The 24,737-nt window shown below is 55.4% G+C and carries 23 protein-coding genes; 15 read left to right on the top strand and 8 right to left on the bottom strand.

Annotation, left to right across the window (positions count from 1 at the left end; all coding sequences use genetic code 11):
* Positions 1-90 precede the first annotated feature (90 nt).
* From V1572_RS09650 to mntR, 5 genes are all read right to left on the bottom strand, one after another.
* Positions 91-1,614 carry an efflux transporter outer membrane subunit gene (locus V1572_RS09650; RefSeq protein WP_395299900.1) on the bottom strand — a complete coding sequence of 508 codons (1,524 nt, stop codon included), beginning with the start codon at positions 1,612-1,614 and terminating at the stop codon, positions 91-93.
* Positions 1,614-3,185, bottom strand: a complete 1,572-nt coding sequence (locus V1572_RS09645) for a DHA2 family efflux MFS transporter permease subunit (protein WP_048027030.1) — start codon at positions 3,183-3,185, stop codon at positions 1,614-1,616. Before V1572_RS09645 ends, V1572_RS09650 begins: the two co-directional genes overlap by 1 nt.
* A complete protein-coding gene (locus V1572_RS09640; RefSeq protein WP_048222160.1) occupies positions 3,182-4,276 on the bottom strand; it encodes an HlyD family secretion protein in 1,095 nt (364 codons plus the stop codon). The genes V1572_RS09645 and V1572_RS09640 overlap by 4 nt, the downstream gene beginning before the upstream one ends.
* Positions 4,277-4,377: 101 nt before the next feature.
* On the bottom strand, positions 4,378-5,487 hold the full coding sequence (locus V1572_RS09635; RefSeq protein WP_395299899.1) for an anion transporter: 1,110 nt from the start codon (positions 5,485-5,487) through the stop codon (positions 4,378-4,380).
* Positions 5,484-5,957 carry a manganese-binding transcriptional regulator MntR gene (gene mntR / locus V1572_RS09630; protein WP_008501176.1) on the bottom strand — a complete coding sequence of 158 codons (474 nt, stop codon included), beginning with the start codon at positions 5,955-5,957 and terminating at the stop codon, positions 5,484-5,486. Before mntR ends, V1572_RS09635 begins: the two co-directional genes overlap by 4 nt.
* A 183-nt stretch (positions 5,958-6,140) precedes the next feature.
* On the opposite strand from mntR, the gene mntS reads away from it, so the two are divergent.
* Positions 6,141-6,269 (top strand): manganase accumulation protein MntS, encoded by a 129-nt coding sequence (gene mntS, locus V1572_RS09625; protein ID WP_008501175.1) that lies wholly within the window; start codon positions 6,141-6,143, stop codon positions 6,267-6,269.
* 283 nt (positions 6,270-6,552) lie between these two features.
* Positions 6,553-8,136 carry a phosphoethanolamine transferase gene (locus V1572_RS09620; RefSeq protein WP_063621229.1) on the top strand — a complete coding sequence of 528 codons (1,584 nt, stop codon included), beginning with the start codon at positions 6,553-6,555 and terminating at the stop codon, positions 8,134-8,136.
* A gap of 515 nt (positions 8,137-8,651) precedes the next feature.
* Here the strand turns inward: V1572_RS09620 and ompX are convergent.
* Complete coding sequence (ompX, locus tag V1572_RS09615; RefSeq protein WP_395299898.1) at positions 8,652-9,170, bottom strand: outer membrane protein OmpX; 519 nt, start codon at positions 9,168-9,170, stop codon at positions 8,652-8,654.
* Between the two features lie 354 nt (positions 9,171-9,524).
* On the opposite strand from ompX, the gene rhtA reads away from it, so the two are divergent.
* The 6 genes from rhtA to ybiO all read left to right on the top strand — a co-directional run bounded on the left by rhtA (position 9,525) and on the right by ybiO (position 16,132).
* Complete coding sequence (gene rhtA, locus V1572_RS09610; RefSeq protein ID WP_008501172.1) at positions 9,525-10,412, top strand: threonine/homoserine exporter RhtA; 888 nt, start codon at positions 9,525-9,527, stop codon at positions 10,410-10,412.
* A gap of 299 nt (positions 10,413-10,711) precedes the next feature.
* Positions 10,712-11,215: a DNA starvation/stationary phase protection protein Dps gene (dps, locus tag V1572_RS09605; protein WP_008501171.1), complete on the top strand. Its 504-nt coding sequence runs from the start codon at positions 10,712-10,714 to the stop codon at positions 11,213-11,215.
* Between the two features lie 362 nt (positions 11,216-11,577).
* On the top strand, positions 11,578-12,321 hold the full coding sequence (gene glnH / locus V1572_RS09600; protein WP_023310880.1) for a glutamine ABC transporter substrate-binding protein GlnH: 744 nt from the start codon (positions 11,578-11,580) through the stop codon (positions 12,319-12,321).
* Positions 12,322-12,414: 93 nt separating this feature from the next.
* Positions 12,415-13,074 (top strand): glutamine ABC transporter permease GlnP, encoded by a 660-nt coding sequence (glnP, locus tag V1572_RS09595; protein ID WP_003858462.1) that lies wholly within the window; start codon positions 12,415-12,417, stop codon positions 13,072-13,074.
* Complete coding sequence (glnQ, locus tag V1572_RS09590; protein WP_023292945.1) at positions 13,071-13,793, top strand: glutamine ABC transporter ATP-binding protein GlnQ; 723 nt, start codon at positions 13,071-13,073, stop codon at positions 13,791-13,793. Before glnP ends, glnQ begins: the two co-directional genes overlap by 4 nt.
* Positions 13,794-13,918: 125 nt before the next feature.
* Entirely contained in the window at positions 13,919-16,132 is a 2,214-nt protein-coding gene (gene ybiO / locus V1572_RS09585; RefSeq protein WP_395299897.1) for a mechanosensitive channel protein, read from the top strand.
* 48 nt (positions 16,133-16,180) lie between these two features.
* On the opposite strand, the gene rlmF is transcribed toward ybiO, so the two are convergent.
* Positions 16,181-17,092 (bottom strand): 23S rRNA (adenine(1618)-N(6))-methyltransferase RlmF, encoded by a 912-nt coding sequence (gene rlmF, locus V1572_RS09580; protein WP_045909507.1) that lies wholly within the window; start codon positions 17,090-17,092, stop codon positions 16,181-16,183.
* Positions 17,093-17,335: 243 nt separating this feature from the next.
* Here rlmF and mcbA point away from each other — a divergent pair, with 243 nt between their 5' ends.
* The 3 genes from mcbA to ybiJ all read left to right on the top strand — a co-directional run bounded on the left by mcbA (position 17,336) and on the right by ybiJ (position 18,534).
* Positions 17,336-17,602, top strand: coding sequence for a DUF1471 family periplasmic protein McbA (gene mcbA / locus V1572_RS09575; protein ID WP_045909506.1), 267 nt, complete (start codon positions 17,336-17,338; stop codon positions 17,600-17,602).
* 119 nt (positions 17,603-17,721) lie between these two features.
* Positions 17,722-17,988 (top strand): DksA/TraR family C4-type zinc finger protein, encoded by a 267-nt coding sequence (locus V1572_RS09570; RefSeq protein ID WP_048027017.1) that lies wholly within the window; start codon positions 17,722-17,724, stop codon positions 17,986-17,988.
* A 285-nt stretch (positions 17,989-18,273) separates the two neighbouring features.
* Positions 18,274-18,534, top strand: a complete 261-nt coding sequence (gene ybiJ / locus V1572_RS09565) for a DUF1471 family protein YbiJ (RefSeq protein ID WP_023310874.1) — start codon at positions 18,274-18,276, stop codon at positions 18,532-18,534.
* A 117-nt stretch (positions 18,535-18,651) separates the two neighbouring features.
* On the opposite strand, the gene ybiB is transcribed toward ybiJ, so the two are convergent.
* The gene (ybiB, locus tag V1572_RS09560) at positions 18,652-19,614 is read right to left on the bottom strand and encodes a DNA-binding protein YbiB (protein WP_111967034.1); all 963 of its coding nucleotides are present in this window, start codon (positions 19,612-19,614) and stop codon (positions 18,652-18,654) included.
* 256 nt (positions 19,615-19,870) lie between these two features.
* Here ybiB and V1572_RS09555 point away from each other — a divergent pair, with 256 nt between their 5' ends.
* From V1572_RS09555 to V1572_RS09540, 4 genes are all read left to right on the top strand, one after another.
* On the top strand, positions 19,871-20,407 hold the full coding sequence (locus V1572_RS09555) for a fimbrial protein (protein WP_045909503.1): 537 nt from the start codon (positions 19,871-19,873) through the stop codon (positions 20,405-20,407).
* Positions 20,408-20,475: 68 nt separating this feature from the next.
* The gene (locus tag V1572_RS09550; RefSeq protein WP_395299896.1) at positions 20,476-21,150 is read left to right on the top strand and encodes a molecular chaperone; all 675 of its coding nucleotides are present in this window, start codon (positions 20,476-20,478) and stop codon (positions 21,148-21,150) included.
* 30 nt (positions 21,151-21,180) lie between these two features.
* Entirely contained in the window at positions 21,181-23,724 is a 2,544-nt protein-coding gene (locus tag V1572_RS09545) for a fimbria/pilus outer membrane usher protein (RefSeq protein ID WP_395299895.1), read from the top strand.
* A gap of 21 nt (positions 23,725-23,745) precedes the next feature.
* Complete coding sequence (locus V1572_RS09540; protein ID WP_045909501.1) at positions 23,746-24,735, top strand: fimbrial protein; 990 nt, start codon at positions 23,746-23,748, stop codon at positions 24,733-24,735.
* Positions 24,736-24,737: the final 2 nt, after the last annotated feature.

Here is a 24,737-nt window from a genome sequence, read left to right as displayed (position 1 = left end):
TCGTTTAAGGGGTACCCGATAGTTATACCCGCCCCTCAGCCATCGCGAATGTGGCGTTCCTGTCCGTTTCTTGCCCAATCCTCTGAAAATTTATCCGCGCGGGGCGTCGCCAAATACGCTGTAGTCCGGTAATTGCACCTGCTGATACGGCTCCCAGCCGCCGCCGAGCGCCTTGTAGAGCGCCACCAGATCGAGTGCGCTTTGCACCTGCGCCTGCGCGCGCTGCTGCTCGGCCTGCGCCAACTGCCGCTGGGCGTCCAGCACGTCGATAAAGCTGGCGATCCCCTGGCGGTAGCTGTCGCTGGCTAAATCAAAGGCGTTTTGCAAAGCGTCGATCGTTTTTGCGAGACCCGCTTCACGCTGCTGGTCTGTGCGATAGCTCACCAGCGCATTTTCGACATCGCCAAGCGCGGTGAGCACCGTCTGACGATAGTCCAGCACCGCCGCCCCCTGCTGCGCGCGCGCCACCTTCACGCTGGAGACCAGCCGACCGCCCTGGAAGATGGGAATGGAGACCTGCGGGCCAAAGCTGTAGAAGTGGCTGCTCCAGTCGGTCAGCCAGTTGGTTTCGCTGTTGCGCAGGCCAAACTGCCCGGAGAGGGTAAAGCTCGGGAACAGCTCCGCCACCGAGACGCCGATTTGCGCCGTGGCGGCATGAAGATTCGCCTCCGCTTCACGCACGTCCGGACGGCGGCGTGCCAGCGTCGACGGAATGCCGGTCTGCACGATATCCGGCAGCGCAGGCATCGGCTGCACGCTTTGTAATTCCGCATCCAGCGCCCCCGGCGGCTTGCCCAGGAGGATTGCCAGGCCATTCATCGCCTGACGCGCCTGCGCCTGGTACTGCGGCAGCTGCGCCTCCAGGTTACCCAGCTGTGCACGCGCATTCTCCACGTCCATCTGCGGCGACAGCCCACCGCGCTGGCGGCTCTCGGTCAGATCCAGCGTCTGCTGCGCGCTTTTAATCTGGGTGTTCAGCGTGGCGATAACGCTCTGCGCCCCGCGCAGCTGGAGCCACGCGCGCGCCACTTCCGCCTCCAGCGACACCAGCGCGTCGTTACGCTGCTCGATAGCCGCTTTCTGCTGCGCTTCGGCGGCTTCCACCTGACGACGCACCTTGCCCCACAGGTCGATTTCCCACTGGGCGTCGAAGCTGCCCTGGTAGAGGTTGATCGGCTGCGTCAGCGGTCCCAGTGCGCCCTTGAGAGCGGGATCGATGCTATCCACCTGGTCATACACGCCGTGGGATTTCAGCTCCCCTTCCAGCCCGAGCTGCTGGCGCGTCGCCTGCAGATTGCCGTTCACCGACGGATAAAATGCCCCGCCCGCCTGGTTAATCTGTTCGCGCGCGCCGGCGATGCGCAGCACCGTCTGCTGCAGCGTCAGGTTCCCGGCGATGGCGCGTTCCACCAGGCTGTCGAGCTGTGGCGAGCCGAAGGTCTTCCACCAGCGCGAGTTGGTCGCGGCGGAGATCGTCTGCGATTTTACCGCGCTGTCGCCCTTATCGTTCCAGTGCGTAACGGCAGGCGGCGCGGGCGGTTGATAGTCCGGCCCGACGGCGCAGCCTGCCAGCAGCATCATTATCATCAGGGGGTGTAAACGTCTGTGTATCATCAATGTGCTCCTGCACTCCCCTCGCTCTTAACCGGCGAGAGCAACAAACAAAACGGAATCAATAGCAAGGCCACGGCGCTCAGGATGGTGAAGACGTCGATGTAGGCCAAAAAGCGCGACTGCTCGATCATGGTCTGGTACAGGCGTCCGGTGGCGATGCCGGTGGGGTCTCCCACCTGGGTCGTGAAGTTCTGGATCGCCTGGGCGCTTTCGCGTATCGCCTGCTGGAACTGCTCGTTAAACGGCGAGGCGTGGTACGCCAGATGCGCGCTGTGCGCCTGGGATCGTTCAGTGATGGCCGCCGTCGACAGCGAGATCCCGACCGAGCCCGCGACGTTACGGAACATGGTGAACAGCGCTGCCGCATCGGCATTCAGCCGTCTTGGAATCGAAATAAAGGCAATGGTGGTCAGGGGCACAAACAGGAACCCCAGCCCCAGCGACTGGGCGCTGCGGAACAGCACCAGCGTCTCGAAGTCGATATCCGGGGTCAGCGTGCGCGACCAGAAGAACGACACCGCCAGACAGGTAAAGCCAAAGGCAATAATCCAGCGCGTCTGCACCACCGGCATCAGCTTCAGCACCAGCGGTATAGTCAGCACAATCAGCACCGCCCCGGGCGACAGCACCAGGCCGGACCAGGTGGCGGTATAGCCCAGGTCCTGCTGCGCCAGCTGCGGGATCACCACGGAACTGCCGTACAAAATCATCGCCATCCCCGCCATCAGCAGGCTGGAGATGGCAAAGTTGCGGTCCTTCATGCAGTGCAGATCCACCACCGGTTTTCTGGCATACACCAGCCAGTAAATGGCACCGATAATGCCGATAAGCGTTAACACCGCGAAGGTACGAATAAAGTTCGAGTAGAACCAGTCCTCATCTTCCCCCCGGTCAAGCATCACCTGCAGGCAGCCCAGCCCCAGGGCAATCAGGCCGATCCCCGTCCAGTCGATGGTCAGCTTCTCTTTTGACTTGCTCTCCCACGGCGGATCTTCCAGCAGCTGGTAGATCGCCAGCACCGTGACAATTCCCACCGGGATGTTGATAAAGAACACCCAGCGCCAGGAGTAATTGTCGGTGATCCAGCCCCCCAGCGTCGGGCCGAGGACCGGTGCAACGATAATCGCGATGGACGAGAGCCCAAAGGCTTTGCCCCTGTCCTCCGGCTTGAAGTAGTCGAGCAGTACCGACTGCTGCGTGGGCTGTAGTCCGCCGCCAAAAAAGCCCTGCATCACGCGGAACAGGATGATCTGCCACAGCTCGGTGGCGATGCCGCAGAGGAACGAGCAGACGGTAAACATGACGATGCAGATCAGGAAGAACTGTTTGCGGCCGAAGACGCGGCTCAGAAACGCCGAGATGGGCAGCACGATGCCGTTCGCGACCAGGTAGCTGGTTAACACCCAGGTGGATTCGTCATAGCTGGACGAGAGCGAACCCGCCACGTGGGGCAGCGCCACGTTGACGATAGTGGTGTCCAGAATTTCCATAAACACCGCCAGGGTGACGACAATCGCCACCGCCCACGGGTTGCTGGCGGGCTTCCAGCTGTCGTGGCTGTGATCCGTCATTCCACCGTCACCTTCGGCGCAACCGACAGCCCCAGCGGCAGCGGTTTGTTCGGATCGAGCCCCTTATCAATCACGATTTTGACCGGCACGCGCTGCACAATTTTGACGAAGTTACCGGTGGCATTTTCTGCCGGGAAGGCGGAGAAGCGCGAGCCGCTGCCCTGCTGGATGCTGTCAACGTGGCCCTCAAGCGCCATATCCGGCCACGCGTCGACCGACACGGTGACTTTATCGCCGGGCTTCATGCGCTCAAGCTGGGACTCTTTGAAGTTCGCCACCACCCACACGTTCGGCGAAACCAGGGAGAACAACGCCGTTCCCGCCTGCACCAGCGTGCCGGGCTGCACGTTGCGTTTGGTGACAAACCCGTCGAACGGGGCGCGGACTTCGGTGTAAGAGAGGTTCAGATTGGCCGTTTCCAGCTGCGCTTTCGCCTGATCGACCTGACGCTCGCGCGCTTCAACGTTGGTTTCCTGCTGGCGGATTTGCAACTGGACCTGCTCTGCCACCTCCAGCTGCGCCTGGGCGCTGGCCAGCCCCGCCTGCGCGCTGCGCAGCTGAGCGTTCGCGGAATCAATGCTTTGCTGGGTGGTTGCCCGCGGGTCGACACCGCGCTGGCGACGGTACTCCGCCTGCGCGTTCGCCAGATCGGCCTGCGCTTTCAGCACCTGCGCTTTGGCTTCGTCACGCTGGGCGGGATACTGCACTTTGGAGAGCGCGAGCTGCGCCTGGGCCTGATGCAGCTGCGCGATAGCCAGCCCAAGCTGGGCCTGAGCCTGATCGCGCTGCGCGGTGGTATCCCGCGGATCGATAACCACCAGCAGATCGCCCTTTTTCACGCGCTGGTTATCGCGCACCCGCAGCTCGGTGACGTAGCCTGCCGTTTTCGGGGCAATCGTCACCACGTCGCCGTCGGTAAAGGCGTCGTCAGTCGTCTCTTCGTTACGGGTTAAAAACCACCAGACCAGCGCCACGACAACCATCACCACCACGACAATGCCGAGGATAATTAACGGTTTTTTGCCCGGGCGCTTACGCTCATTATTATTTTTGTCCTGCTCGTCAGCAGGCTTATTTTGATCTTCAGCCATAGTTCAGCAACGGTCCTGTCAGTGAGCGGCATCACACTATGCCGTTCACTAAAGCTAGGACGTTGCTATACGTTTGCCAGGAAAAACTGACAAATTGCGCACTATATGAGAAGGAATATTCCGAAACCGATCGCCGCGGCCCAAACCAGCATCGGTATCGACCAGAGATGGAAGCGCCACCAGATACGACGGTCGTTGGCCATGCGCAGAGCAATCAGGTTGGCCAGCGAGCCGGGCAACAGCCCAAACCCGCCGATATTCACCGCCCAGGCCAGCAGCGTGTTCGGCGGAACATAGTTGAGTAGCAGAATGGTGGACGGCACGTTGCTGATAAACTGCGACAGGCCAATCGCCGTCAGCCACAGTCCCGGCTGAGACAGCGTACTGACGCTGTGGAGCACGTTTTGCAGCACCGGAAGCTGGATAAGCAGATGCACATCAATAAACATCACCATAAAGACCAGCAGCAGCGTCCAGTCCACGCTGACCAGCACGCGCCGCGCGAGGACGACAAAGCCTGCGGCGACCAGCAGGACACCCGCCAGCTCATACTTCAGCTCGAGCGCGAACAGAAAGACGATGTATAACCCGAGACAGCTCCAGACCAGACGCGGCTGCCACTGCGGGCCCGTGGTGCCGCTGTGGTATTGCAGTTTTTTATCCGGAAACGCAAACCAGCACACCACCAGCAGCGACAGCATCATCACCAGCGCCAGCGGCGCCATCTGCCAGGTAAAGGCGGCGAACGACAGCCCGGAACGTCCCCAGAGGAGGATATTTTGCGGGTTGCCGATAGGCGTTAACAGAGAACCGGCGTTAACGGCGAGCGCTTCAAAGATGATCAGCCGGCTGACCGGGATCTCGCAAAGCTTACGCAGCGTGAGCGTGAGGGGCACGATGATAAACAGCGCCACGTCGTTGGTCAGAAACGTCGACAGCACCGCGGCGGAAAACACCATAAACAGGGACAGCCTGCGCTCGGTGGCAAAGCGGCGCACCATTTTACGGCCCAGCACGTCAAAATAGCCGCTCAGCTCGACCCCTTTGGTGAGCATCATCAGGCCGCTCAGGGTAATGATGGTGCGCCAGTCAATGGCAGCGGGCCAGGCCTGCGGCGCAAACGGCACAAAGAGGCTTAATCCTGCGCCAATGAGTAATAAGAGATGGAAGAAACGATCGCGTGCCAGGGCCTGCAGTCCAGGGATTTTCATTCAGCGGAGGGACCATATTTAAGCGTAAACTCACGAAACTTCACCAGCGTCTCTTCGCTGACGTGGTGTTCCATTCCTTCCGCATCCCGGCGGGCAATCTCCGGGCTAACGCCCAGCACCAGCAAAAAATTCTCGACAAGCTGATGGCGCTCGCGGCTCTCCTGCGCGAGTTTCTCCCCTTCTGGCGTCAGAAAGACCCCGCGCCAGGGGATCATTTCGATTAGGCCCACGGAGGCGAGACGTTTTAACATTTTTGCGACAGTTGGCTGCGATACCCCCAGCCTGGCGGCCATATCGACCTGACGCGCTTCCCCGACCTCACGAATCAGATCGGAAATGAGTTCAACATAATCATCAATCAGTTCACGCCGGTGCGCTTCACGGACCTGGCGAAAACCTTCGACATGCTCTTCAACATTCACCAGTTGCGTCGTTTTTTTAATGGTTGGCTTACCTGCGCGACGGTTCATTGTACTTCCTCAGTGGGGTGACGCTTCCAGCGCCCGGTATCGAGAGCGCACATTGTAAACCATCCCTCCACAAGCACAAAAAATTAACGAAATAGCCATAGCTATACAATATAGCCTGTGCTATATCTGTATGTAATGCAGTCACCCTTCACGGATCGAAGGGATCAAAAATCAGGAGGTCTTATGAACGAATTCAAGAGGTGCATGACCGTGTTTACCCACTCACCCTTTAAAGTGCGCTTAATGCTGCTGAACATGCTGTGCGATATGTTTAACGGCAAACCGCATCAGGATGACAAACCTTCCCACTAAGCGGCGTCGCGGTACGCCGCTTCATTTTCCCGTCACATTTTCGCTGTAAACTGGCTTCCAGCCGCCCTATTCCCGATCTTTTTTACGGATTTGCAATCCCCTTCGCAAAACATCTGCTTAGCAACTGTTGATATTATTTAGCGCTCGCACTATCTTCTTGCAGCCCTGCACAATTTGCGGCTCGCTGAAGCGGACCCTCATTCCCTCTCCACGCACTGTCAGGCAGGTTATGACCCTTGACGCCAGGGTGAGCACATGGCGTTTTCATCCATGATAGTGACCTATGAATTTAACCCTGATAGATACCGTTGTGACCCGCAGCCGGGCCTTAAGCCCGTGGACGGGGTTTTACTTTTTGCAGTCATTACTGATTAACTTTGCGCTCGGTTATCCCTTTAGTCTGCTCTACGCGGTGGCCTTCACCTGCATTCTGCATGTGCTGTGGCGAGCCGCGCCGCGCGCGCAAAAAGCATTAATCGGCATCTGTTCGCTGGTTGCGGCACTCTATTTCCCGTTTGGTCAGGCGTACGGCTCGCCAAACTTTAATACCCTGCTGGCGCTGCACTCGACCAATATGGAAGAGTCGACAGAGATCCTGACGATCTTCCCGTGGTACAGCTACGTGGTCGGGCTCTTTATCTTCGCGTTGGGCGTTATCGCCATCCGTCGTCAGCCGGGCGAGAAAAAATCCTGGGGTAAGATCGACATACTCTGTCTGGTATTCAGCGTTGCCGTGGCGTTTGTCGCCCCCATCCAGAATATTCCCTGGGACGGTAAGCTAAGACTTATTAACATCGGCTATCCGGTTTTCCGCTTCGTGAAAGACGTCGTTGTAAATAATAAAGAGGTTCTCGACGAACAGGCCCGCATGGCTGAACTTTCCAATATGAAAGACACCTGGAACGTGCTGGCCGTTAAGCCGAAATATCACACCTATGTGGTGGTGATTGGCGAAAGCGCGCGTCGCGATGCAATGGGGGCGTTTGGCGGCCACTGGGATAACACCCCGTTTGCCAGTTCGGTCAAAGGCACCCTGTTTACCGATTATGTCGCGGCCAGCGGCTCAACGCAGAAATCGCTCGGCCTGACCCTTAACCGGGTGGTGGATGGCAAACCGCAGTATCAGGATAATTTCGTCACCCTGGCAAACCGCGCAGGTTTTCAGACGTGGTGGTTCTCGAATCAGGGGCAAATTGGCGAATACGATACGGCCATCGCCAGCATCGCCAAACGGGCTGACGAAGTGCAATTCCTGAAAAACGGCGATTTTGAAGCCGACAAAAATACCAAAGACGAAGCGCTGCTGAAAATGACGGCGCAGGTCTTCGCCACCCCGCGCACCCAGCCTCAGCTGATCGTCCTGCATCTGATGGGGTCGCACCCGCAGGCCTGCGATCGGACCGGCGGCAAGTACGCGGAGTTCGTGCAGTCCAAAGAGACCTCCTGCTATCTCTACACCATGACGCAAACCGACGACCTGCTGAGCAAGCTCTACGATCAGCTGCGCAATACGGGCGACAGCTTCTCCCTGGTCTATTTCTCGGATCACGGACTGGCGTTTAAGGAGCGCGGGAAAGAGGTGCAGTACCTGGCGCACGATGACAAGTTCCAGCAGAACTTCCAGGTGCCGTTTATGGTGCTGTCGAGTGACGATAAAACGCATCGCGTTATTAAAGCGCGTCGTTCAGCGAATGATTTCCTGCAGTTTTTCTCGCAGTGGACGGGGATTACCGCCGGGCAGATAAAAAACGCTTACCCGTTTGTCTCTAACAAGAAAGCTCCCCAAGTGTACGTTACCAACTTCAAGTTACAGAAAGTTGACTACAACCATCTGGGTACGGATATTTTTGATATTAAGAGTAAGTAGCAGTCTGATGCCCTCACCCTGGTCCTCTCCTACAGGGCTGAGGCCTGCACGGACGACTCCCTCTCCTTTGAGGGAGAGGGATGGGGTGAGGGGGAACATACGGCTCTGGTGGTCATTCCGTTCACTTTATGTTCCTTGCTACTCTGTAACGACATCACCGGTGAACGTGCCAGGGTGGCTCAGTCGCCACCACCCTGGCAACCCGGGCTCCCGGCGGTAAATCGCCGCTTCGCGGTACCCTCAGCTTATTCCTTCAGGCTATCGGGTCGGGCATGAGCCTGCATCCCTGCAGGCCACGCCCTCTCGGCGCATCCCTGCGCCTCGCCCCGGCCTTACGGAAACGCTTCGGCGATTTACAGCCGGACCATAGCATCGCTGAAGGTTAATCATTTCACTTCAAAACCTGAATCGCTTCTGGTTTAAAGTTACCAGGGACCTTTCCCCACAGCGGGAGGGAACAAAATAAAAAAAAATCCGCCACAGTGGGCGGATTTTTTATTTAATCACCGAAGTGATTAGAAGCGGTAACCTACGCCCGCGATCCAGGTGCCAACGTCAACGTTGCGGATACGGCTCTGCTCATAGGAGAAGTCCAGAGCAACGTCCTGGATTGGGTTGAACTGCAGGCCTGCGCCATAGGAGAAGCCGTAGTCGCTGTTGCTTGCAGTGCGGTTCAGACCTTCGTTTTCGGTCTGCTGGAATTTACCGTAGCCAACACCTACAACACCGTAGATGCTTGCCCAGTCATTCAGACGGTAAGCTGGGCCCGCGGTGATTCCGTAGTACTGGCCTTTGTTGTATGCGCCGTTTTCAGAACGATCTTTCTCGCTGTAGGTGAAAGAACCGATCACGCCCAGTGGGTTGTTATCCTGCTCGTAACGATACTTCAGGTTGAAACCGTTAGCTTTGTTCATCACGCCCTGATAGTCGCTCTGAGCGTAACCACCAGTAACAGTAGAAGTAGCAGCTACAGCGGTACCTGCGGAAACAGCCAGTACAGCGGCCAGTGCTGAAAGACATGCAATTTTTTTCATAACCACCTCAAATGTGATCCAAGTAAGTCCGTAAGTTTTAAATATATCAAAAAAATTTGCGAAACTCTTTGTGATTCGTGATGTCTAATGAAACCTTTCCTGTAACAGAACGTTTCCAGCATCAGCTATCTCTTTCAAATCACATGTAATTTTCACTACTAAATGCGCATAGTGCGCGTCTGCGCAGTTACATTCATCCAGATTATTCCTAATCTTACAGGCGATAAATCCACCAGCGCTTAACCATTTTACGGATTTCACCTGCTTTTTTTTCAACAGTACCTCAACCGTAGCCGCATATTTCCTTTACACTGCAACCTTTACCTCATTTGACATAAGCTGACAGGAGAAAGGATGCCTGGGTTATCCCGCACGTCGTCGGTCTGGTTGCCGGTAGCCGTCATACTCATTGCCATGTTGTCCATTCAAAGCGGCGCCTCGCTGGCAAAATCGCTTTTTCCGCTGGTTGGCGCGCCCGGGGTGACCGCCCTGCGTATTGTGCTGGGCACGGCAATACTGGTGGTCATTTTTAAACCGTGGCGTCTGCGCTTCAAAAAGGAGCAGCGTTTACCGCTGCTGTTTTATGGACTCTCCCTGGGGGCAATGAACTACCTGTTCTACCTCTCCATCCAGACGATACCGCTGGGTATTGCCGTCGCGCTGGAGTTTACCGGCCCGCTGGCGGTGGCGCTGTTCTCCTCCCGACGTCCGGTCGATTTTATCTGGGTCGTGTTGGCCGTACTGGGCTTATGGTTCCTGCTGCCGCTGGGCCAGAGCGTTTCTGAGATTGATCTGACGGGCGCAGCGCTGGCGCTGGGCGCAGGTGCCTGCTGGGCTGTCTATATCCTCACCGGCCAGCGCGCAGGGGAAGAGCACGGTCCGGCGACCGTCGCGTTGGGTTCCCTGATTGCGGCCATCGTGTTTGTGCCCATCGGCATGGCGCAGGCGACAGAGTCTATCTGGCAATGGTCCGTCATGCCCATCGGTCTGGCGGTCGCGATTCTCTCTACCGCACTCCCCTATTCTCTGGAGATGATTGCGCTGACGCGTCTGCCGACACGCATATTTGGCACCCTGATGAGCATGGAGCCTGCACTTGCCGCGATTTCCGGGATGGTGTTTCTCGGCGAAACCCTGACATTGACCCAGACGCTGGCGCTCTGCTCGATTATCGCGGCATCAATGGGCTCGACGCTTACCATGCGCCCGGAGCCAAAAGTTGAGAAAGTGGATATCAACTAAGGCCATATATTCTGCATGGCTTCCACGCCATGCAGAATAAAGGCCAGAAACACAGGCGTTATAATTTCTTACACACTCACGCCTGCCAGCAAAATATTCCTCTGCGTTAACTTCCCCATTCAGCAATTAAGATTGATCTGTATCAATTTATAAATTATCCAGTATTTTCAATAAATTAAATTCTCAACCTCCTTCTCGCTATTAAACCGATAGGCACAGCCAAACCGCAGAGAAAAAATCCGGTGCTATACTTAGTTCCGTAATTACCTGGGACATAAACATCAAGAGGATATGAGATTATGAGTACCGCTAAACTGGTGAAAACGAAAGCGTCTAATCTGCTTTATACCCGTAACGATGTATCGGACAGCGACAAAAAAGCGACCATTGAGTTGCTGAATCGCCAGGTGATCCAGTTCATCGATCTTTCGCTGATCACCAAACAGGCCCACTGGAATATGCGCGGTGCAAACTTTATTGCCGTTCATGAAATGCTGGATGGCTTCCGCACAGCACTGGTTACCCACCTCGATACGATGGCTGAGCGTGCCGTTCAGTTAGGCGGCGTGGCGCTGGGCACCACGCAGGTGATCAACAGCAAAACCCCGCTGAAAAGCTATCCGCTGGATATCCATACCGTTCAGGATCACCTGAAAGAGCTGGCGGACCGCTATGCGATTGTGGCGAACGATGTGCGCAAAGCGATTAGCGAAGCGAAAGACGAAGATACCGCAGACATCTTCACCGCTGCCTCCCGCGATCTGGATCAGTTCCTGTGGTTCATCGAATCTAACATCGAATAATTCATACGAATTTTCTATCAAACCCTCGCCCTTCGGTGAGGGTTTTGCACATCTATGGTGCACGTTTTTTGCCTGAGAACGTGCAAAAGTGAAGAAATTGTAATAATCACCTCACACAACCGTTAACGGAAGATTGTTTTTTCGTCAGAATTTACGCTAAATATCTCCCCGTCAGTTGAGCCAAACGAAGCGCACCAAAACAGTGCTCCACTTTGGTGCAATAAGACCTCATTGCCCCATTTATTGTGCAATGCATGACATCATCCCCTTTGCAAAACAATAGCTTGTAAAGTTGGCACGATTTTTTCATTGTGCCACCTGTTCTCGCAGGGGATCGCCCCGTGGATATAAAAGGAAATGCTATGAAGTCTGTATTAAAAGTTTCACTGGCTGCACTTACCCTGGCTTTTGCGGTGTCCTCTCAGGCTGCCGACAAACTGGTTGTGGCGACCGACACGGCGTTCGTTCCGTTTGAATTCAAACAGGGTGATAAATACGTTGGTTTCGATGTGGATCTGTGGGCCGCCGTCGCAAAAGAACTCAAACTGGATTACACCCTGAAGCCGATGGACTTCAGCGGCATTATTCCGGCACTGCAAACCAAGAACGTTGATCTGGCGCTGGCGGGTATCACCATTACCGACGAACGTAAAAAAGCGATCGACTTCTCTGATGGCTACTACAAAAGCGGCCTGCTGGTGATGGTCAAAGCCGATAATAACGACGTAAAAAGCGTGAAAGATCTCGACGGCAAAGTGGTGGCAGTGAAGAGCGGCACCGGTTCGGTTGATTACGCGAAAGCCAATATCAAAACCAAAGACCTGCGTCAGTTCCCGAACATCGACAACGCGTACATGGAACTCGGCACCAACCGTGCTGACGCTGTTCTGCACGACACGCCGAACATCCTGTACTTCATCAAAACAGCCGGTAACGGCAAGTTCAAAGCCGTTGGCGAGTCTCTGGAAGCCCAGCAGTACGGTATCGCGTTCCCGAAAGGCAGCGACGACCTGCGCACGAAAGTTAACGGCGCGCTGAAAACGCTGAAAGAGAACGGCACCTATAACGAAATCTACAAAAAATGGTTCGGTACCGAGCCTAAATAATTTCACCTGAATTCAGGTTTGTAACGCCCGGTGGCGCTGCCGCTTACCGGGCCTACGTTTTTCGTTTTTCACCACGGTATACAGGAATACATCATGCAGTTTGACTGGAGCGCCATCTGGCCTGCCATTCCACTCTTGCTTGAAGGCGCTAAAATGACCCTGTGGATTTCGGTCCTGGGTCTGGTTGGCGGGTTGATTATCGGTCTTGTCGCCGGTTTCGCCCGTACCTACGGTGGCTGGATTGCAAACCACATCGCACTGGTTTTCATCGAAGTGATCCGCGGCACCCCCATTGTCGTGCAAGTCATGTTCATTTACTTCGCCCTGCCTATGGCGTTCACTGACCTGCGCATCGACCCGTTCAGCGCAGCCGTCGTCACCATTATGATCAACTCAGGCGCCTACATTGCGGAAATCACCCGCGGTGCGGTGCTGTCGATTCATAAAGGTTTCAGTGAAGCCGGTCTGGCATTAGGCCTTTCGCGTCGCGAAACGATCCGCCACGTTATTCTGCCGCTGGCGCTGCGTCGCATGCTGCCACCGCTGGGTAACCAGTGGATCATCAGCATTAAAGATACGTCGCTGTTCATTGTTATCGGCGTGGCCGAACTGACCCGTCAGGGGCAGGAGATCATTGCTGGCAACTTCCGCGCGCTGGAAATCTGGAGTGCGGTGGCCGTGGTCTACCTGATCATTACTCTGGTTCTGAGCTTCGTTCTGCGTCGTCTTGAAAGAAGGATGAAAATCCTGTGATTGAATTTAAAAACGTTTCCAAGCACTTTGGCCCAACCCAGGTGCTGCACAATATCGATCTGAACATCCAGCAGGGTGAAGTGGTGGTCATTATCGGGCCATCCGGCTCCGGTAAGTCGACCCTGCTGCGCTGCATCAACAAGCTGGAAGAGATCACCAGCGGCGATTTGATCGTCGACGGTCTGAAGGTGAATGACCCGAAAGTGGATGACCGTCTGATTCGTCAGGAAGCGGGCATGGTGTTCCAGCAGTTCTACCTGTTCCCGCACCTGACGGCGCTGGAGAACGTGATGTTTGGCCCCCTGCGCGTGCGCGGCGCCAACAAAGCGGCGGCAGAAGCGCTGGCCAAAGATCTGCTGGCGAAAGTCGGCCTGGCTGAACGCGCGCACCACTACCCTTCCGAGCTGTCCGGTGGTCAACAGCAGCGCGTGGCAATTGCCCGCGCGCTGGCGGTCAAACCGAAACTGATGCTGTTTGATGAGCCTACGTCCGCACTCGACCCGGAGCTGCGCCACGAGGTGCTGAAGGTCATGCAGGATCTGGCGGAAGAAGGGATGACGATGGTTATCGTGACCCACGAAATCGGCTTCGCTGAGAAAGTGGCGTCCCGCCTGATCTTTATTGATAAAGGCCGTATTGCGGAAGACGGTAACCCGCAGGAGTTGATTGCGAACCCGCCGAGCCCGCGTCTGCAGGAGTTCCTGCAGCACGTCTCCTGATCCCTCTCTTGACGCTAAAGCCGGGCTTGCCCGGCTTTTTTACGCCAGATTGTTCCCAAAAATCCCCCTCCGCGTCCCGACTTCTATACTTATCATTTTGTTCGACATTTTCACCGGAGGACGCCGTGCCGTGGATCCTGTTGTTGTTGATTAGCCTGTTTAGTGCGCCATCGTTCGCCGTCGCGATCCCCGGCGTGACCACCGGAACAACCGCCAGTCAGCAAAGTACGCCCCCTCCTGAACCCGATGTCGAACAGAAAAAAGCCGCCTACAGCGCCCTCGCCGACGTCCTTGAGAACGACACCTCCCGGCAGGAACTCATCAGCCAGCTGCGGAAAGTGGCCGCCACGCCGCCGCAGGAGCCGGTGCCTGTCATCACCCCTCCCCAGGTGGAGGAACAAAAAACGGTGCTGGAAAATGTCACCGACGTGAGCCGACACTATGGGGAAGCGCTCTCCTCGCGCTTTGCTCAGCTCTACCGCAACCTGATTGGCTCACCGCATAAGCCGTTTAACCCACAAACGTTTACCGCCGCCGCCACGCAGTTCCTGATGCTGGCCGGTGCAGTCTTCCTTTTTTACTGGCTGGTGCGCCTGTGCGCGTGGCCGCTGTACCGCAAAATGGGGCAATGGGGTCGCAGAAAGAATCAGCAGAAAAGCAGCTGGCTGCACCTGCCGTTGATGATAGCCTCAGCGTTTATCATTGATTTACTGCTGCTGGCCCTGACGCTGTTCTTAGGCCAGATGCTGGCCGACAGGCTGAACGCGGGCAACAAAACCATCGCCTTCCAGCAGTCGCTTTTCCTGAATGCCTTTGCCCTGATTGAGTTCTTCAAGGCGCTGCTGCGGCTACTCTTTTGCCCCCACGTGCCGGCGCTGCGTCCTTTCGCCATCCGGGATGAAACGGCGAAGTACTGGGCGCTGCGCCTGAGCGTGCTCAGCGGGCTGATTGGCTACGGCCTGCTGGTTGCCGTGCCGATCATCTCCAACCAGGTGAACGTCCAGTTTGGCGCGCTGGCAAACGTCATTATCATGATCTGCATTACCGTCTGGTCGCTGTATCTGATCTTTCACAATAAAAAAACCATTACCCAAAGCCTGCTGAATCTGGCCGATCGCTCCCTCTCGTTCTTTAGCCTGTTTATTCGCGCTTTCGCCCTGGTGTGGCACTGGCTGGCAAGCGCCTACTTTATCGTATTGTGCTTCTTCTCGCTGTTCGACCCGGGCAATAGCCTGAAATTCATGATGGGGGCGACGTTCAAAAGCCTGGCCATTATCGGCATCGCGGCGTTTGTGTCGGGGCTGCTGTCGCGCTGGATTTCGAAAACCATCACCCTGTCGCCGCAGGTACAGCGTAATTACCCGGAACTGCAAAAACGGGTAAACGGCTGGATGTCGGTATCGCTGAAGGTGGCGCGCATCCTCACCGTCTGCGTGGCGATTATGCTGCTCCTGAATGCGTGGAGCCTGTTTGATTTCTGGAACTGGCTGCACAACGGTGCGGGTGAGAAAACGGTCGACATCCTGATTCGCATCGCGTTGATTTTGTTCTTCTCTGCCGTCGGCTGGACGCTGCTGGCGAGCCTTATCGAGAACCGTCTGGTGTCGGATATCCACGGCCGTCCCCTGCCCAGCGCGCGGGCAAGAACGCTGTTAACCCTGTTCCGCAACGCGCTGGCGGTCATTATCAGTACCATCACCATCATGATTGTGCTGTCGGAAATCGGGGTGAATATCGCCCCGCTGCTGGCCGGTGCCGGTGCTCTGGGGCTGGCGATCTCCTTCGGGTCGCAAACGCTGGTGAAGGATATTATTACCGGCATCTTTATCCAGTTTGAGAACGGGATGAACACGGGCGATCTGGTGACCATCGGGCCGTTAACCGGCACCGTTGAGAGGATGTCGATTCGCTCGGTGGGCGTGCGCCAGGACACCGGGGCGTACCACATCATTCCCTGGTCCTCGATAACCACCTTCGCCAACTTTGTACGCGGCATTGGCTCCGTGGTAGCGAACTACGATGTGGATCGTCATGAAGATGCCGATAAAGCGAAGCAGGCGCTGCGCGATGCGGTAGAAGAGCTGATGCAGACGGAGGATATTCGCGGACTGGTGATTGGCGAGCCGTCATTTGCCGGCATTGTCGGGCTGACGAACACGGCCTTTACCCTGCGCGTGTCGTTCACCACCCAGCCGCTGAAGCAGTGGACGGTGCGCTTTGCGCTCGACAGCATGGTGAAAAAACACTTCGATCTGGCGAACGTGCGGATGCCGGTCCAGACCTATCAGGTACTGCCGCCGCCCGCAGCGCCGCTCCCACCGCAGGAGCCGACGCTGTAGCCTCGTGGCCGGGTGGCGGCTTCGCCTTACCCGGCCTACGACGGCGTGCTATTTGCGACGTTTGTTATTGTCCATAAACGTCCAGGCGATAAAGCGGCTTTGCTTCTGGCCCTGCGCCATCTCTTTTTTCACCACTTTTACGGCACCCGCTTCGGTGAGCGCGCGGTAGAGTGGCGGCAGGTTATCTCCGCGGGAAACCAGCGTCGTGAACCACTTCACCTGACGACCAAACTGTTTGCTTTCTGCAATCATGCGCAGGATAAACGCCACTTCGCCGCCTTCACACCATAATTCCTGCTGCTGACCGCCGAAGTTCAGCGCGGCATCTTCCGCCTGACCCAGGTTGCGGCGCTTGCGCTCGCTGCCCGCACGGGCCGCGGCCGCCGAATCATGGAACGGCGGGTTGCACATCGTGGCGTCATAGCTTTCATTTTTGTGAATGATACCGTTGAAGATCGACGCCGCCTCTTTCTGACGACGCAGACGAATGGCGCGGCTTAACCCAGGGTTCGCGCTGATAATCGCCTGGGCACTGGCAAAGGCCTCGGCACCGATTTCGCTTCCGGTGAAGCGCCAGTGGTATTCATGCGCGCCGATCAGCGGGTAAATCAGATTCGCCCCGGTGCCAATATCCAGAATGGTGGCCTGCTCTGGAACAACGCCCTCATTACCTTCGGCAAGAAGGTCGGCAAGGTGATGCACGTAATCCGCGCGGCCCGGCACAGGTGGACAGAGAAAGCCTTCGGGAATATCCCAGTTCGCCACACCGTAATAGTGTGCAAGCAGCGCTTTGTTCAACATTTTAACCGCCTGGGGGTCAGCAAAGTTGACCGAAGGTTCACCCGCGGGGGTCTGGACAATGTAGTCCTGCAGCGGCGGGCAGCTCAGGCATAACGCATTCATGTCGTAGCGGCTGCGGTGGCGATTTCGTGGGTGCAATCCCGGCTTTTGGGAAGTCATGGCGTTCTCCTTTAAACAGCGGCGTAAGATACCCTTTGCTGGCCCAACGGTAAATCTTTCTCTGCATCGATTAAAAATTCGACATAAATCAAACACCTTTATGTCTATGATCTGTCAGCGAAATGTCAAATGATGTTGTTCAAAAAATAAGCAGATCATCATCAAATATTTGCGCTAAGTCACACTCCTCCGGCTTCTAAACTTAAGGGGAATCACCTGTTGTTTCCTCATGAGGATGTGATTATGAAAAAGTATCTGACCCTTGCTGTTATCGCTGCCGCCCTGGCGACTGCGTCATTCTCTGCGATGGCCGTTCAGTCGCTGACCCCGAGTACCGACACCAGCCAGCTTCGGCCTGCGGGCACCGTCTCGGTAAGCCGTGCCAGCAACCTTGACGATCTCCAGTCTAAACTTGCCGAAAAAGCCCGTCAGGAAGGTGCAAAAGGCTTCGTGGTGAATTCCGCTGGCGGCGATAACCATATGTACGGCACAGCGACCATTTATAAATAATCAGCTTTTTCCCCAGACTGCATCTGTCCACCGGATGCAGTTCTCTTCCCCCTCGCCTTGACTGTTCGTTTTTTAACCCCATATTAAAAGCAGGGCTGAACCAATATCAGGAGGACATAATGGCTTCCGGCTGGGCAAATGATGATGCCGTTAACGACCAAATCAACAGTACAATTGAAGATGCGGTAGCGCGTGCCCGCGGTGAAATTCCGCGCGGCGAAAGCTTAACTGAATGCGAAGAGTGTGGAGACCCTATTCCCGAGGCGCGCCGAAAAGCCATCCCCGGCGTAAGGCTTTGCATCACCTGCCAGCAGCATAAAGATTCGAAAAATTCATCGCATTCGGGATATAATCGCAGAGGTTCGAAAGACAGCCAGTTACGTTGACTTTCCTTTACCTAAGTTAACCGCACAGGCCCTTACCTTTACGCTCACGATTTTTAGCGAACCGCGTAGCAAAATGTGCCCTTCATCTTTCTTCTGTAAAGCGCATCAACAAGAAGTGTAAATCGCCAGTTTGAATTTATTAATATTCAATAAGTTATTTGTCATTCAATTTTTTTGAGCAACCACGTCAATTCTCTTCGATTTTATCCCTCGCAAAAAACCGTGATACTTATCACATCGACGGAACATCGTCCCCTTAACAGAAACACCTGCGAGAGATTAATTATGAAAACCATCAAATATGCTGTAGCTGCTGTTGCCCTGTCCGCTCTGTCCTTCGGTGCTTTCGCCGTAGAACCAGTCTCTTCAACTCAGGCACAGAACATGAATAAAGTCGGTGTGGTAAGTGCTGATGGCGCGACCACGCTGGACGGTCTGGAAGCCAAACTGGCTGAGAAAGCGGCTGCTGCCGGTGCAAGCGGATACACCATTACCTCCGCTAACGGCAATAACAAGCTGAGCGGTACCGCGGTTATCTACAAATAATCGCCTGAACGAATGCTGTCCCCTCGCCAAACCCTCTGGTGAGCTGCTCCAACCCTCATTGACCCTGTTGTTTGTTACCCTTGCTTGCCCGTCCGCCACTGGACGGGCTTTTTTTAGTTAAAAAGACTGCGCCACGCGCGCCAGACCGTCCTCTATCGAGTCCACCTCACCCGTCGCCAGCAGACAGCAGGCCATCTGCTGCTTAATGGCGTGCGGAACAGGGACCTGGCCCGCCAGACACTGGGTGATCCAGTGGGCGGTGGTGTGCGGATCTTTGGCTTCGGGCAACGCCACATCACGATTATCCGTCCCGCGCTCCAGAATGACGCGCGCGCCGGCAGAATCAATGTGCACAATCTGCGGGCAGCGCTGCGGGTTGGCATACACCTCCCCTTCGGTGCCGTGCATCAGTAAAGCGCGCCCGCCAACCTCTTCAAAGAACTTGCCGACTCGCGTCACGTACTCCGGATGAGAGACGCTGGAAAGCCGCAGCGCGGCATCTTCGCCAAACGGCGTTGCCAGTTTGGCCAGCGTGTGGGCGCTGTTACGCACCCCCATACGCCAGCGCATATCCAGCTGCTTTTCCAGCGGCGGGCAGAACGCACCAACCGGAATATAGACCGGCTGATGCCCGTCAAGCTTCGCCTGCGCCTGACCTGCATGAAGGGTCGGTTTGATGTCCAGCAGCTCAAAGATGGTTTGCGTCAACACGCGCGTGGGATCTTCACTTACGCCGTGTACGACAACCGGGAATCCAAGCTTGTGCAGTAAAATCGCCAGCAGCGGCGTCAGGTTTGCCTGTTTACGCGCCCCGTTATAGCTGGGGATGACAATCGGCATCGGCTTTGCGACTGGCGGCGTTAAGCGCATCGTTTGCGCCTGCATCGCCTCATAAAAACCACGCATCTCCGCTTCGCCTTCCCCTTTAATACGCAGCGCGATCAGGATGCCGCCCATCTCCAGATCTGGCACATCGCCATTCAGCATGTGCGTATACAGTGCCTTAGCCGTTTCGTAATCCAGGTCGCGCGCATGATTTTTGCCCCGCCCTACCTCTTTGATAATTTTGCGATAATCCACGTCTTTTCTCCTGACTACGTCATCTTGTGAACACTATAGTCCTGAAGAAGCGCTGGCCGATAGTTTTTTATGAAGACAATCAACCCGCTGATTTTTTAGCAGTTAACGAAAGACAAGCTTTATTTCAATTATTTGTGATTTCTATAGAAGATTCTAAAGCATATCTTTTTTGATTAAATAGTCGCCGAAACACTATTGAGGGTCACGGTGAAAACGTCCAGGCAACGTTTTTACCCGAAACACACCAGGATTGACTATGAACAAGGTTGCTTTAGGTTTATTTATCGCTGCAACGATAGGGTGTTCTGCATCCGCCTTTGCGGCAACAAACGGTGAAGGGCAGATTAACTTTACCGGCGAAATTATTGATTCTGCCTGTCAGGTAGTAAATGGATTAAGCGATCCACTCAACGTCCAGTTAGGCAAAGTTTCTAAAACGGTATTCACCGGTGCAGGCTCCACCAGCACACCAACAAAATTTGATATTCAGTTAAAAGATTGTCCGGAGACGGTCACCTCTGCAGCAATTAATTTTGGCGGTACGCCAGATGCGAATAACAGCACCACGCTGGCGTTAACGGCAGATGCGAATGCCGCAACCGGCGTCGCCATTCAATTGCTTGACTCATCTGAACAACCCGTCAGCTTATATACGCCTTCCCGCGCGTATCCACTCAACGCAGGAAGTACGGTTAACGATCTGGAATTTGCAGCGCGATATATTCAGACGCAGGCTGCCGTTACGGCTGGCCCTGCTAACTCCGTATCGACCTTCACCGTTATTTATAACTGATATTTTCAATCTGAAGATATTAGCTTTGTGTCAAAGCTAATATCTTTTCTTTATGTTGAGAAATATTTATGCGCCATGGTTATTTACTGAGCACTCTGTTACTGGTAGCCGCGACCGCTCATGCGGGGGTCATTATTAATGGCACCCGTCTGGTCTACCGGGGAGATAAAAAGGAGTCATCTCTTGGTATTTCAAATCCAGATACAACGGATTATCTGGTGCAGTCCTGGGTTGATGCCGACAGTAAAAATCATGCCGCTGCGCCATTCCTGATTACACCGCCCCTGTTTCGTCTTGATGCGAAAGAGGATAACGTGCTGCGCGTCGTTCGCACCGGTGGGAATTTACCGGAAGATCGCGAATCGCTGTATTGGTTAAATATCAAAGCGATTCCCTCATCGAAGCACGTTGAGGGGGTGAATACGCTGCAAATTGCGATTAATACGCGCATCAAATTGATTTACCGTCCATCGTCCGTTAAGGGCAAGCCGGAAGAGATGGCGGATAAACTGGAATGGCATCGTGAAGGCAACGATCTGGTCGTTAATAATCCGACCCCCTTCTATATGAATTTCCAGAGCGTGACGTTGAATGGTCATAAAATCACGAAAGCCACCTGGGCCGTGCCTGAAACCGGAACGCACATTACCCTGCCAGCCAATACGGGTGGCGATACTGTGACGTATTCCATTATTACGGATTACGGCAGCATCAGCAAAACCTGGACAAAATCCGTTCATTAATTTCATGTCTGATAACGCATTAAAATAATCATGTACAGCCATAAAAAGCCGTTCACCTGCCAATTATTCACGCTGCTGACCCTGCTATGTGGTCTGGCAGCCGTGTGTTTTGCGCAGTTCGCGTGGGCTGATGATTATTTTAACCCGGCACTGCTGGATATTGACAACCCTCAGCAGACCAAAACGGATCTCTCCGTATATGAAAAAGGGCCTGGACAGGCACCGGGGAAATACCAGGTCGCGATCTATATTGATAATAATAAAATCGACACCCGTGACGTGACGTTTACATTGCAGCAGGATAGCCGGGGCAACAATTCGCTTCAGCCTTGTTTTAGCCTCGAAGAGTTAAAAAGTCTGGGCATCAAAACCCAAAAATACCCGCAGTTAATGGCAAAGGATTCGTGTGCCGACTTAAGCGCCATCCCTTCGGCATCGGCCTCGTTCCACGTTCGGAATCAACAGCTGCTCCTGAGCATACCGCAAACGGCACTGGGCCAGGTGCCACGCGGCTATATCGATCCCAAAGAGTTTGATGAAGGGATCACCGCAGGCTTATTAAACTACAGCGCCAACGCCAGCCAGAGCCACGCTCGCCAGCAGGGCGAAGAGGATAACAGCAGCCAGTACGTCAATTTGCGCCCGGGCTTTAATGTCGGGGCCTGGCGCGTACGCAACTATTCCACCTGGAATCGCAGCACGACGGGCAAGGAAGAACAGCAGAAGTTCTCCTCCGTCTATACCTATGCCCAGCGCGATATCGTGTCGATGAAAAGCGATCTCACCGTCGGGCAGAGCTCTTCGCCTGCCGATGTGTTCGACAGCGTGCCCTATACCGGGGTGCAGATTAACTCCGACAGCGACATGCTGCCGGACAGCGAAAAAGGCTATGCGCCGATTATTCGCGGAACGGCGCACAGTAACGCGCTGGTGATGGTTCGCCAGAACGGCTATGTCATTTACCAGAACACCGTCGCCCCCGGCGCGTTTGAAATTAACGATCTCTACCCTACCGGCAGCAGCGGCGATCTGCAGGTGACCGTAAAAGAGACCGACGGAAGCGAAAGCCACTTTGTGGTGCCCTACGCGTCGGTGCCGGTATTGCAGCGTGAAAAAAACCTGCGCTACAGCGTAACCGCAGGCCGCTACCGCTCGTATGACAGCGACGTCGAGAAAACGCCGTTTGCCCAGGGGAGCGCAATTTACGGCTTACCTTACGGATTCACCGCCTACGGCGGCGTGCAGCAGAGCAGCCATTATCAGTCTCAGGCGGTGGGTGTCGGTAAAAACATGGGAGATTTAGGCGCCTTCTCGCTCGACGTCACCCGCGCAAAAGCGCTGTTGAAAAAACAGCAGTCCAGCAAAGGGCAGTCTGCGCGCCTCCGCTACAGCAAAGATTTTGCGGGATCGGGGACGAATTTTTCCGTGGCGGGCTATCGCTACAACAGCAAAGGGTTCTACACGCTGGAAGACACCATGGAATCCTATACCCGCTCGGATGACTGGTCGGCACCGCAGCAGCGCCGTGAGCGTGAAGAAGCCACCATCGACCAAACCCTGCCCGAAGGCTGGGGCTCAATGACGCTGAGCCTGGTCAAAGAGACCTACTGGAGCCAGAGCCAGGACATGACCTCAATGAGCGTCAGCTACAACAACAGCTGGCACGGCGTGAGCTACAGCCTGAGCTACAGCATGAACAAGAATACCGACGCCAGCGATGAAAACGGCAATTCCGTCTCCAACGACAACCAGTTTTCACTGAGCGTCTCCGTGCCGCTCGATCGCTGGATGCATAACACCTGGGCAACCTACAACCTGAACAATACCAAAGACGGCACGACGCAGAACATTGGCCTTAACGGCACGGCGCTGGCCGAAGATAACCTGAACTGGAACATCCAGGAGGGGCTTAGCCGCACCGGTAGCGGAAACTCGACCAGCATGAACGCTGACTACAAAGGTACCTACGGCGAGCTCAGCGGCGGCGTGAGTCAGGACAACTATCAGCAGAGCGTAAACATCGGCGTGCAAGGCGGCGTTATCGCCCACGCCAACGGCATAACGCTGAGCCAGCCGCTCGGCGAAACGATTGCACTGGTCAAAGCGCCGGGTACCCACGGTACGCACATTGCCAACCAGACCGGCGTTGAAACCGACTTCCGCGGCTATACCGTGGTGCCGTTCGTCACGGCCTACCGCCATAACACGATTGCCCTGGACACCGAAACGCTGCCGGACGACGCCGACGTTACCCACGCCGCGCAGGTTGTTACCCCGACCCGCGGCGCGGTGGTGCGCGCCAGCTTTAACACCCGCGTGGGGAACCGGGTATTGATGGTGCTCACGCAAAACGGGAAACCGCTGCCCTTTGGCGCAACGGTGACCACCGACGATAAAGACAGCGAATTTATCGTGGGCAGCGGCGGCCAGACCTACCTTTCCGGCATGCCACTGCGCGGCACGCTCTCGGTTTCGTGGGGTGAAGGTGCCGGCGAACATTGCGTCGCTGAATACGCCCTCACGGATGAGAAAGACAAAAACAGCATCATTAACGCTGCCGCGCAGTGTCATTGATTCACCGTAAAGGTTGACCTTATGCAGATCGTAAAACAACTGGTGTTCTTATTCGTGCTCGGCCTGTCGGCGCTATTCATGCCCCATGCAAAGGCCGAATGTACGACGCCCGATATGCCAAAGTTGCTAAACGTGGCAACCATATCGGTACCCAGCACGTTGCCCGTGGGCGAAAGTATTCCCGGAACGGAACAAACCGTTCACGTTGCGGGAAGCTGCGACCACGCCTATGAAGCCGGTCAGGAAATTGTCTCCTGCTACTACGGCACCGGCACCGAAATTCCGGGCCTCGCCGGCGTGTACGGTACCGGCGTGGAGGGGATTGGCATTGCGCTGGTCAACGACAAAGGCCAGCGGATAACGGGCGCGGGTGGGGTCTATTGCGATTCGCGCAGTACACCCATTGGCTACATCTCAAATGATGATGCGCGAAACTTCAGCTTCGATGTCACCCTTGAACTGATAAAAACCAGCAATGCAGTAAGCTCGGGTACGCTTTCAATTGACCAGACGAAGTTTGGGATTGGCGTTTATGGCATGGACGGGATTGGTTCTCCGAACACCGTATCTTACGCTGGCGACGTCAATATTCAGGAGGTGACCTGTTCGGTTTCCCCTAAAAACCTCACCGTTGTACTAGGCGATTTTCCGGTCAGCGATTTTATCGGCATCGGCACGCTCTCCATGCCGGCGCAGGAGTTTAACGTAACGGTCAACTGTAACGCCACGGTGCAGCCTGAAGTGAAAATCACCAGCGCTAACGGCTATGAGACCGGCTACGCTGGAGTGATCAAACTCACTCAGCAGCCCGGAATGGCCACCGGGGTCGGGGTGCGAATGTTGTTCGACAACGATATCGCCACCTTCGATCAATACGTCACGACCTCCAGCGAGGCCGTTGCCAACCAGACGCTGGATATCCCTTTCCAGGTGCGCTACCAGCAAATCAGCGACGAGGTCACGCCCGGCCCGGCGAACACCGTTGCCACCATTACTCTGGCCTATAAGTGACG

The sequence above is a fragment of the Enterobacter quasiroggenkampii genome, from assembly GCF_043972695.1.
GTDB lineage: Bacteria > Pseudomonadota > Gammaproteobacteria > Enterobacterales > Enterobacteriaceae > Enterobacter > Enterobacter quasiroggenkampii.
The sequence above is the reverse complement of the archived record's forward strand: the minus strand, read 5'-3'. Positions and strand labels throughout refer to the sequence as shown.

Excerpts from the sequence above, each read along its gene's own strand:
- glnH (WP_023310880.1), top strand. The coding sequence starts at position 11,578 with ATGAAGTCTGTATTAAAAGTTTCACTGGCTGCACTTACCCTGGCTTTT.
- V1572_RS09640 (WP_048222160.1), bottom strand. The coding sequence starts at position 4,276 with ATGGCTGAAGATCAAAATAAGCCTGCTGACGAGCAGGACAAAAATAAT.
- V1572_RS09570 (WP_048027017.1), top strand. The coding sequence starts at position 17,722 with ATGGCTTCCGGCTGGGCAAATGATGATGCCGTTAACGACCAAATCAAC.
- mntR (WP_008501176.1), bottom strand. The coding sequence starts at position 5,957 with ATGAACCGTCGCGCAGGTAAGCCAACCATTAAAAAAACGACGCAACTG.
- V1572_RS09635 (WP_395299899.1), bottom strand. The coding sequence starts at position 5,487 with ATGAAAATCCCTGGACTGCAGGCCCTGGCACGCGATCGTTTCTTCCAT.
- V1572_RS09555 (WP_045909503.1), top strand. The coding sequence starts at position 19,871 with ATGAACAAGGTTGCTTTAGGTTTATTTATCGCTGCAACGATAGGGTGT.
- ybiJ (WP_023310874.1), top strand. The coding sequence starts at position 18,274 with ATGAAAACCATCAAATATGCTGTAGCTGCTGTTGCCCTGTCCGCTCTG.
- mcbA (WP_045909506.1), top strand. The coding sequence starts at position 17,336 with ATGAAAAAGTATCTGACCCTTGCTGTTATCGCTGCCGCCCTGGCGACT.
- V1572_RS09545 (WP_395299895.1), top strand. The coding sequence starts at position 21,181 with ATGTACAGCCATAAAAAGCCGTTCACCTGCCAATTATTCACGCTGCTG.
- V1572_RS09620 (WP_063621229.1), top strand. The coding sequence starts at position 6,553 with ATGAATTTAACCCTGATAGATACCGTTGTGACCCGCAGCCGGGCCTTA.
- dps (WP_008501171.1), top strand. The coding sequence starts at position 10,712 with ATGAGTACCGCTAAACTGGTGAAAACGAAAGCGTCTAATCTGCTTTAT.
- mntS (WP_008501175.1), top strand. The coding sequence starts at position 6,141 with ATGAACGAATTCAAGAGGTGCATGACCGTGTTTACCCACTCACCCTTT.
- rhtA (WP_008501172.1), top strand. The coding sequence starts at position 9,525 with ATGCCTGGGTTATCCCGCACGTCGTCGGTCTGGTTGCCGGTAGCCGTC.
- V1572_RS09550 (WP_395299896.1), top strand. The coding sequence starts at position 20,476 with ATGCGCCATGGTTATTTACTGAGCACTCTGTTACTGGTAGCCGCGACC.
- V1572_RS09540 (WP_045909501.1), top strand. The coding sequence starts at position 23,746 with ATGCAGATCGTAAAACAACTGGTGTTCTTATTCGTGCTCGGCCTGTCG.
- V1572_RS09650 (WP_395299900.1), bottom strand. The coding sequence starts at position 1,614 with ATGATACACAGACGTTTACACCCCCTGATGATAATGATGCTGCTGGCA.
- rlmF (WP_045909507.1), bottom strand. The coding sequence starts at position 17,092 with ATGACTTCCCAAAAGCCGGGATTGCACCCACGAAATCGCCACCGCAGC.
- V1572_RS09645 (WP_048027030.1), bottom strand. The coding sequence starts at position 3,185 with ATGACGGATCACAGCCACGACAGCTGGAAGCCCGCCAGCAACCCGTGG.
- glnP (WP_003858462.1), top strand. The coding sequence starts at position 12,415 with ATGCAGTTTGACTGGAGCGCCATCTGGCCTGCCATTCCACTCTTGCTT.
- ompX (WP_395299898.1), bottom strand. The coding sequence starts at position 9,170 with ATGAAAAAAATTGCATGTCTTTCAGCACTGGCCGCTGTACTGGCTGTT.